The organism is Bacillus sp. AP50 (genome assembly GCF_040492675.1).
Lineage (GTDB): Bacteria > Bacillota > Bacilli > Bacillales > Bacillaceae_G > Bacillus_A > Bacillus_A cereus.
In genome coordinates, this window is record NZ_JBEUTW010000433.1 from 1 (window position 1) to 8,596 (window position 8,596).

Here is an 8,596-nt window from a genome sequence, read left to right on the forward strand (position 1 = left end):
GCGTATAATACAAGCGCTACTATTATTAAAACGAGAAACCGTTGAAACCCTCTACTTCGAAAAAAACTCTTTACTTCATTCATTAAGAATTAACCTCCCCCTTCAATGGATGGAAATTGAATATATTACATTTTATGAACTCCTATAGACAATCTTTCTTACTAATTGAGAAGAATCCTTTTTTTCTTTTCATATTGTTAGATTCGTTTAACTGGAATCCACCAACATATTTCGGTGGATTCCAGTTATTTTTCATATAATCTTTTATAAACTAGGTAATTTTCTATTTTTAGACTGCTGTTCATACGCATATCCAATATTGAAAAGCTCTTTTTCACCAAACTGTTTCCCTACAAACACTACACCGATTGGTTCTCCATTTTTATCATATCCAGCAGGAACCGCTAATTCCGGATAACCAGCTACAGCTGATAGAAGAACTTCATCGTTATTAATCATAACTAGAGCATCCAAACCTTTTTCTACTAAATACCTATCTAGCTCTTTTCTTGCATTTTCTTGACTCGTTTGCACTACGTTTTCAAACTCTTCTTTCGTTATAACAGATTTTTCAGACCCTTCAATTAATGTTTGTCCGTATTTTATTCGTCTTTTACTATCCTTTTTATTAAACGCTATAATCTCATCTAACGATTTTACCGGTACATTCTTTTGCTGTGAAAGATAGTCGTTTACATTATGCTTGAACTCATATTCTAATGTTTGCAAATTATCTACACCCTCAGCACTTAACTGGATATTATCAGTTAATATCGCACCTGCATCTTGAAGGTCTTTTCTAATTTTTTCTGCTACTGCTTTTCTATTTTCATCTTGTTGGTCTACAGAAAAAAGAAGCCCTATCTTTTTCCCTTTTAATCCATCTATCGATAAATCCTTTGTATAATCAATTCTTTCTTTATCTTTCATTTTTTCTGTCATAACATCTTTTTCGTCATAACCTATCATTGCATTAAATAATGTTGCTGCATCTTTTACCGTTCTTGCCATAGGTCCTGCTGTATCAAGAGTTTCAGCTAACGGAATAATTCCTGTTCTACTTACCATACCTAAAGATGGACGTAACCCAACTACTGATTGCTGCGCCGCGGGTGCAACAATCGATCCCGTCGTTTCTGTTCCAATTGCAAGCGGTGCAAAATCTGCTGCAACTACTGTAGCAGATCCTGAACTTGATCCTGAAGTATCGAATGTAATCGGACCGTACGGGTTTAAATTTTGTCCTTTCTTCCCGCTATACCCGCTTGGCATTGTAAAAGATAAATAGTTCGCCCACTCAGACATATTCGCTTTTCCTAAAACAAATGCTCCTTCTTCTTTCAACTGCTTCACAATTGTTGCGTCTTGATCTGCAATCCAATCTTTTAATACATAAGTTCCTGCACTAGTCGGCATCACTTTTTCCGTCTGTACATTATCTTTTACAACGACAGGAATACCATATAAATTCGAATTTTTGTTTCTACCCCGCTCTTGATCTAACTTTCTTGCTTCTTCCATCGCATTAGGATTTATCTCTGTAACAGAATTTAATGTTATTCCATTTTGATCATGTTCTTGTATTCTAAAGAGATAAATACTCGTTAATTCTTCATATGACAACTTTCCATCATCAATCATTTTTTGAAGCTCATCTACAGTCGCATTTACGACTTCTTTTTCTTTTATCTTTACATTTTCTATATTGATTCCTTTAAGCTGATTATGTATCGGTTGTAGCACTCTTTCTTTATCATATACAATACGCTCAGATTCCTTTGGAAAATAATTTTTATACACGTAATATCCACCGGCACACGCTAATAAGACAATGCCTCCAGTGATAGACAGCGTTACCTTTACCCATTTCTTCATGTTGCTTCCTCCACTCTATAAGATGCTTAGCTATACAAAAAAGAGAGTTACCTTTTACTTAACTCTCTCCAATCAAAATGCTAAATGAAAAAATGAAAGATTTCAATCTAATTACTTCTTTTTTTGCATTTGCTTTGCTAACATTTCTTTCGCTTGATTATACGTTAACCCTGAATTTTTATTTAAACGCTTTACTTCCTCAACATCAGTACCTACCACTGTATATTTTTTCTCATCATTCATTTTTCTAATTCCCTTCTCACCGTATTATTTCTTATATTTCTTCCCTAAATACGCATAAATTAACACCACTACAAAAAAGGAAGCTGTTTTTAAGCACAGCTTCCTTCTCGTTACATATTGTATTTCTTAATAAAATTTCACTACATCTTCAGTAGGTAAGAACGTTCTTTCTGCTGGTTGTTCGTTTGGTTCACCAAATGGCATTTGACCTACTAAGCTCCACTCTGCCGGAATGTTCCAAGTTTCTTTCACTTCAGCATCTACGATTGGGTTGTAATGTTGTAATGACGCTCCAATTCCTTCAGAAGATAATAGCATCCACACAGTATGTTGTAACATCGCATTTCCTTGATGAGACCAGAATGGGAACTGATCTTTATATAATGGGGCATTTTCTTGCATTTTTTCTACAGTTGCTTGATCTTCAAAGAATAGAACTGTTCCTACACCTGCATGGAAGCCTTTTAGTCTTTCTACAGTCGCTTCAAAGTTTTCTGCTGGTACGCGGGCTCTTAGTGTTTCTTTAACGATATCCCAAAACTTTTCATGCTCTCCATCCATTAATACAACCATACGACCACTTTGCATATTGAAAGATGTTGGTGCGTGTAAAGCTGTTTTTAACACTTCTTCAATTCTTTCTTTCGTAATTGCATCGTTTTTTGCTACTTTACGAATTGAACGGCGGTTCACGATTGCTTCTTTTAAGTTTGTTGTAGTTGCTGACATTTTAATTCCTCCAAATGTTTGTTTTATAATTTATTTTGTTATTTCATAACAAGCGAATTAGCAATATCCATCGGTATTACATTGCATACCTTCAAATGAATTTGTTTTATCCTTTTCAATTTCTTTATCAATGACCCTTTCTAGTGTTTCTTTACTAGCAAGCCCTTGAATGACTTCATCTCCAATCATGACAGTTGGAACAGCCATAATATTCGCTTCATCATATGCGTGTTGAATTGCTTCTTGATGCTTTTCTTTATATTTACGAGTTACTAAAGCATCTTTAAATTCCGCCTCAGGAAGTCCTACTTCTACCGCTAATTTTGTTAACACATCAATATCTTCAATGTTTTGCTCTTCTTGGAAAAATGCTGTGAATACGCGGTGATGATACTCATTACCTAGTCCACGTTCTTTCGCAAATTGACATCCTTCGAAAGCTAAATGTGTATATGGATGCGGTGAAACACGTGGCAAGCGCATATCAATTCCTAACTTCTTCGCTGTCGGAAGAATGAAAGCATCCCATGAACCTAATTTTTCTGGTTCATTCCATGGATCTATTTTTGAATATGGACTTGGACGTAATTCAAATGGCATCCATTCAATCTCTACATCTTTCTCTTTCGCTACCTCATCTAATGGACCTTTTGCTAAAAAACAAAACGGACATATAAAATCTGAGTATACTTTCATTTTTACAGTCATAACTTTTACACCTTACCTTTATTGTTGTAATCAAATCGGTTACATTAATGACAAAAAAATATAAATATGATTTAAGCATTCATTTTTTCTTGCAAAGTTTCAAACAACTGCCCCATTGTAATATTTCTCAAAACTTCTTCCATCGCGGATTGTGCTTGAATTAAAATAATTTCTAACACCGCTTGAATATTCGCACCAATTGGACAATCTGGATTCGGTTTCTCGTGAATATGAAATAGCTTGTCTTCTTCGACTACGTTCACTGCATGATACACATCTAACAATGTGATTTCATATAAATCCTTTAGTAATCCCGCGCCACCCGGTCCACGATTTACGTAAACAAAGCCAGCTTGTTTCAAGTACGACATGATTTTACGAATGACTACTGGATTTGTATTAACACTCTCAGCCATATAGTCTGAAGTACAAAGTGAAGATGGATTGTTTTTCAAAATAGATAAAATATGAACAGCTATGGAAAAGCGGCTACTAATTTTCATCGTAATCACCACCTCGATGTAATCATTATAGTTACAACTAAAAAATAAGTCAATCCTTTTCATAGATTTTTTATAAGTAAATTAAAAAGTGTCCCATTATGATATATGAGACACCTCTTTTTATTCTGCAAATAGCGATTGAAATTCTTCAATAAATAGCTGCACAGCGATTGAAGAATCCTTTAATGAAGGAACAGCTAAAGCAATTTCTCTCCATACTTGTGGTTCCAATTCTCTCGTTTGCACATTTTTTGGTAAATTCGTTAAAGATAATTCAGCTAATATTGCAATGCCCAATCCTTCTTGAATCATATTTAAAGCTGTAGTAACTGTCGAAATTACATATTCAGCCCGAAGTGGTACGTTTGCTTGTTTAAACATATCAATAATGGGTGGTTCGTATCCACCCTTACATAATATGATCGGTTCATTCTCTAAATCACAAATTGTAAGAGCGTCCTTCTTACAGAGAGGATGATCCTCTCTTAAGATAGCAACCATTTTCCCCTTCGTTAATGGAACAATCTCCATATCTTTATTAGGCAAAATAACAATCCCTATATCAATAACCCTCGATACTAACCAATCTTCAACTTCTTTAATCGTCCCTTCACAAAGAACTACTTCTAAGTTCGGATACTTTTCCTTAAAAAGGTTTATCATTTTGGGTAAGAAATGTGCAGAAGCGCTCGGAAAACTCCCAATTCGAATCGTCCCAACTTCGTGTCCTTTCTCCATCGCAACTTCTTGTTCAATCTTCGCTACACCGTTCAAAATCTCTCTAATATGTACAAGAATCCTATTTCCTACATCCGTAACGAGTAGCCCTTTTCGTTTATCACGTATAAGAATCGTAACTCCTAACTCTGACTCAATACTTGAAATCGCATGACTAACAGCTGGCTGCGTCATATTTAACACCCTGGCAGCCTTCGTAAAACTACCTAAATCAACAGTTTTTATTAATACTTGCAGTTGTGTAATGGTCATAACTAATCACTTATACTCCTCATAAAAAAGATTCATTTTATTTATTACAGTCGATATCATATCATAGTGAAATGAATAACAACAAGGAGGTCTTTCAGTGACACAGCTTTCTCGAACTAAGACGGCCATCATCCTTACCTTTCTCGTTTTCATGTGGGGAATCAATTGGCCTTTATCAAAGTTTGCCCTGCATTATACACCACCTGTTTTATTTGCAGGCGTTCGAACTTTAATTGGAGGATTCATTTTACTTCTGTTCGCATTACCGAAATACAAAGAGTTACATTTAAAAGAAACGTGGCATTTATACGTTATTTCTTCCTTACTTAACATCATTATATTTTACGGATTACAAACTGTCGGCCTTCAATATATGCCTGCTGGGTTATTTTCCGCCATTGTATTTCTACAACCAGTTTTACTCGGTATTTTCTCGTGGATATGGCTTGAAGAATCAATGTACGGCTTGAAAATTTTCGGGCTTGTTCTCGGATTTATTGGTGTAGGCGTTATTAGCTCAAGCAGTTTAACAGGACATATTTCTGTTATTGGAATCCTTCTCGCGTTAGGATGCGCTATTGGCTGGGCACTTGGCACAGTATTCATTAAGAAGACTGGTCACCGTGTTAATGCCATTTGGATGGTAACACTTCAGCTTATTATTGGTGGTCTTTGCTTAATTGGATTTGGTTCAGAGTTTGAAAGCTGGTCTAGTATCGCTTGGAGTATGCCATTTGTTAGCGTACTTCTCTTTATTTCATTCTTTGTTATTGCAATGGGGTGGCTTGCATACTTCACACTTGTTGGAGCTGGTGAAGCAAGTAAAGTTGGGGCTTATACATTCCTCATTCCACTAATAGCTATTATTGTAAGTTCAATTTTCTTACATGAGGCTATTACCATTAGCTTATTCATCGGACTATTATTTATTGTTGTGAGTATTTGTTTTGTAAATATAAAACCGAAAACACTTGCTGTAAGGCAGCAAGTTGAATTGAAATAAACGTAAGAAAGAGCCTACTGTTGTAGGCTCTTTCTTACGTCTTACTTTTTACGACGTACTACAAAAACACACGCACTTACCGACGATACTATGGCAAAAATAGATAAGACAATTGCTATCAATTGCATATTACTAGTACCTTCATTTTTTTCTACACTAGACACTTCACCATGTTCTCCTGTTAATGACGTACCTTTTGCAATTGTAGTAAGTGAATGCGGTTTTTCAGCTTTTTCATCGCCTGTCCATTCAACAATTTCTTCATCTTTATATTGTTGATATGCGTCCCAAGCTATTTTTTGCTCTTTATCCGGATTTTTAGCGACGAAAGTAAATCGCTGGAACTGACCGGGTAAAATCCCTTCTCCTGTTGCTTCCCATACTACAGTTTTAACTTTTCCAGCTGTATCTTTTTGCTCCTCAACTTTCCATCCTGGCACTGGTTCATACTGCTGGAACTCTACTCCAGACGGTATTTTCAGTGTAACTTTTGTTGTTGCTACATTTTTTTCAACTGGTACTTTTATCGTATATGTCTCCCAAGAACCAACGTCAGAAGTTGCTGGTTTTACAGTGACGTGCGCACTAACAGGTAACGAAAACATTCCCATTGCAATAATTGTTGCGATCATTGTTGTTCCTAATTTTTTTATACGTTTCATTTTCTATTAGCTCCTTTTCATACATAGCTTCTTTTTATCTGCCACCGACAATAAATTTAAAATCTGTATCGAGACTATCAAGAGATTTTGTTAATCCATGAACATGTATATTCCAGTTTCCTGTCATATTAATATACATACCTTCTGTTTCATATTCTCCTGGTGAAACTACTGAAACTTTAAATGAACCTTTTCCCATGTTCATATCTAATGATTGAGTCGTCAATATCATTTGTTCCATATCAGTAACAGGCTGTCCCTTTTCGTCCTTTAGTGTAATATGGAATTTATTTTGTCCTACCTTATTCGGACTTACATTTAGCGTAAGTTCATATCCATTATCTAATTGCTTACTCTCTGTAAATGGTCCAGTAGGAGGCATCGGTGGTGTTTGTACGTTTGTCATAAAAGCTACGATTACGAAAATGATAATTCCAATGACAAACTCTACTTTCACCGTAGCTCCTAATCCTTGCTGCGCTCTTATTCTCCCTTTCACATAATGAATAATTCCCAATATCCCCATGAAAATAAATAATAGTATCTTTGCTAATAAAGCCAATCCATACTTCGTATCAAATAACGAGTGGATTGTTGGAATAAAAAATGTACTATTAAAAAGGCCTGTTATTAAAATCACAATGACAGCACCTGTTGCCCACGGTGAAAAACGCTTAATCATATCCCAATACATATGCCACTTATTATCCTCTTTACATAAAAGAAGAATAATAGATGATAAACCACCAACCCATAATGAAGCTGCTAATAAATGTAGAAAATCCATAACGACAGCAATGTTTTTAAACTTTAAACCGTATGCGTGACTATTAAAAGCCTTCATAACAAGTAGCCCTATAAACAATAGTATTGGAATACTCCATACTTTAAACGACGAAAACTTCTCATGCTTCACCGCAAAATACGTAACAATTATAAGCGTACTAATGAGAACCATTTGAGTAATCCATACATAACCAAAAACAGAAAGCTGTAATGTTTCTTTTAATAGTAAAGGATTGAATGCTTCTAGCCATGAAACATCAGCATTTATTTTCGCTTGCAATGGTAGGTTGAATAACAAGCTAATAAATATCCCAAATAAGGAGATCCATATTATGTTCTTACTCCTTGATCGAACCGAGGTTGCATTCCCTTTATACATAATAAGATTAAAGAAGAGAACTCCTAAAAATAGCGAGAAACTCGCATATAAAATTCCACGTTCCATAATCATATCGATTTGCGGGACGTAGCCCATCTCTTCCACTTGTATATCGTCTGTTTCCGCTTCCGCTAATCCAACCCGGAACGGGATAACTCCTTGAATTGGATGTCCATCAGCTGAAATCACTTTCCACTGAATAGAGTAAAGACCATTTTTGAGATTGTCTTTTAATCCAGCTTCTAATAGCTTTTTATTTTTTTTATCAATATGAGCATCTTTTAAATCGACCCTTTTACCTGATGTATCTCTCACGTACAATGTATTAAAACTTGAAACTTGTATGTCCTCATCGAATTCGATTTTTACAACAGATGGTGCTTTCTTCAATGTTTCATTTTCAGTAGGGTTTGATTTCACAACGTACGCATGAGCAGATGCACTTTGCGGTATCAATATGATAAGCACACACACAAGTAATAGCCATGTCCCTAATCTTCTCATTACTTTCACACTCATTTCACTTCTTTCTTCCTCATTGCTCTATTTTCATTACTTTAACTTCCGAAGTTTGATTCTCGGGCGAAATATTAACCTGATTAAATATAAACTTCTATAAAGTATAACTCTTATTTCTCTTCCATCCCTAAACTTCTAATATAATAGTAACTATCACTATAGATACAACTTACATTTTTAAAGTCGACTGTTATTATAT

The 8,596-nt window shown here is 35.2% G+C and carries 9 protein-coding genes and 1 pseudogene; 1 reads left to right on the forward strand and 9 read right to left on the reverse strand.

Annotation, left to right across the window (positions count from 1 at the left end; translation table 11 throughout):
* The 7 genes and pseudogenes from ABWK52_RS29860 to ABWK52_RS24040 form a co-directional block, all read right to left on the reverse strand.
* A pseudogene (locus ABWK52_RS29860) lies at positions 1–83 on the reverse strand (AI-2E family transporter); the annotation flags it as partial.
* A 181-nt stretch (positions 84–264) separates the two neighbouring features.
* Positions 265–1,875, reverse strand: a complete 1,611-nt coding sequence (locus ABWK52_RS24015; RefSeq protein WP_098295651.1) for an amidase family protein — start codon at positions 1,873–1,875, stop codon at positions 265–267.
* A 111-nt stretch (positions 1,876–1,986) separates the two neighbouring features.
* A complete protein-coding gene (locus ABWK52_RS24020; RefSeq protein ID WP_053514117.1) occupies positions 1,987–2,118 on the reverse strand; it encodes a hypothetical protein in 132 nt (43 codons plus the stop codon).
* Positions 2,119–2,244: 126 nt separating this feature from the next.
* On the reverse strand, positions 2,245–2,847 hold the full coding sequence (locus tag ABWK52_RS24025; protein ID WP_001277012.1) for a nitroreductase family protein: 603 nt from the start codon (positions 2,845–2,847) through the stop codon (positions 2,245–2,247).
* 57 nt (positions 2,848–2,904) lie between these two features.
* Entirely contained in the window at positions 2,905–3,555 is a 651-nt protein-coding gene (locus ABWK52_RS24030; RefSeq protein ID WP_000216673.1) for a DsbA family oxidoreductase, read from the reverse strand.
* Between the two features lie 71 nt (positions 3,556–3,626).
* Complete coding sequence (locus ABWK52_RS24035) at positions 3,627–4,058, reverse strand: Rrf2 family transcriptional regulator (RefSeq protein WP_000704082.1); 432 nt, start codon at positions 4,056–4,058, stop codon at positions 3,627–3,629.
* Positions 4,059–4,178: 120 nt separating this feature from the next.
* Positions 4,179–5,048: a LysR family transcriptional regulator gene (locus ABWK52_RS24040; RefSeq protein WP_000156749.1), complete on the reverse strand. Its 870-nt coding sequence runs from the start codon at positions 5,046–5,048 to the stop codon at positions 4,179–4,181.
* Positions 5,049–5,145: 97 nt separating this feature from the next.
* Here ABWK52_RS24040 and ABWK52_RS24045 point away from each other — a divergent pair, with 97 nt between their 5' ends.
* Complete coding sequence (locus tag ABWK52_RS24045) at positions 5,146–6,051, forward strand: DMT family transporter (protein ID WP_000192814.1); 906 nt, start codon at positions 5,146–5,148, stop codon at positions 6,049–6,051.
* A gap of 41 nt (positions 6,052–6,092) precedes the next feature.
* Here ABWK52_RS24045 and ABWK52_RS24050 read toward each other — a convergent pair whose 3' ends face one another.
* Complete coding sequence (locus ABWK52_RS24050; RefSeq protein ID WP_000821400.1) at positions 6,093–6,713, reverse strand: YcnI family copper-binding membrane protein; 621 nt, start codon at positions 6,711–6,713, stop codon at positions 6,093–6,095.
* Between the two features lie 34 nt (positions 6,714–6,747).
* A complete protein-coding gene (locus tag ABWK52_RS24055) occupies positions 6,748–8,397 on the reverse strand; it encodes a copper resistance CopC/CopD family protein (RefSeq protein WP_000114335.1) in 1,650 nt (549 codons plus the stop codon).
* Positions 8,398–8,596 lie beyond the last annotated feature (199 nt).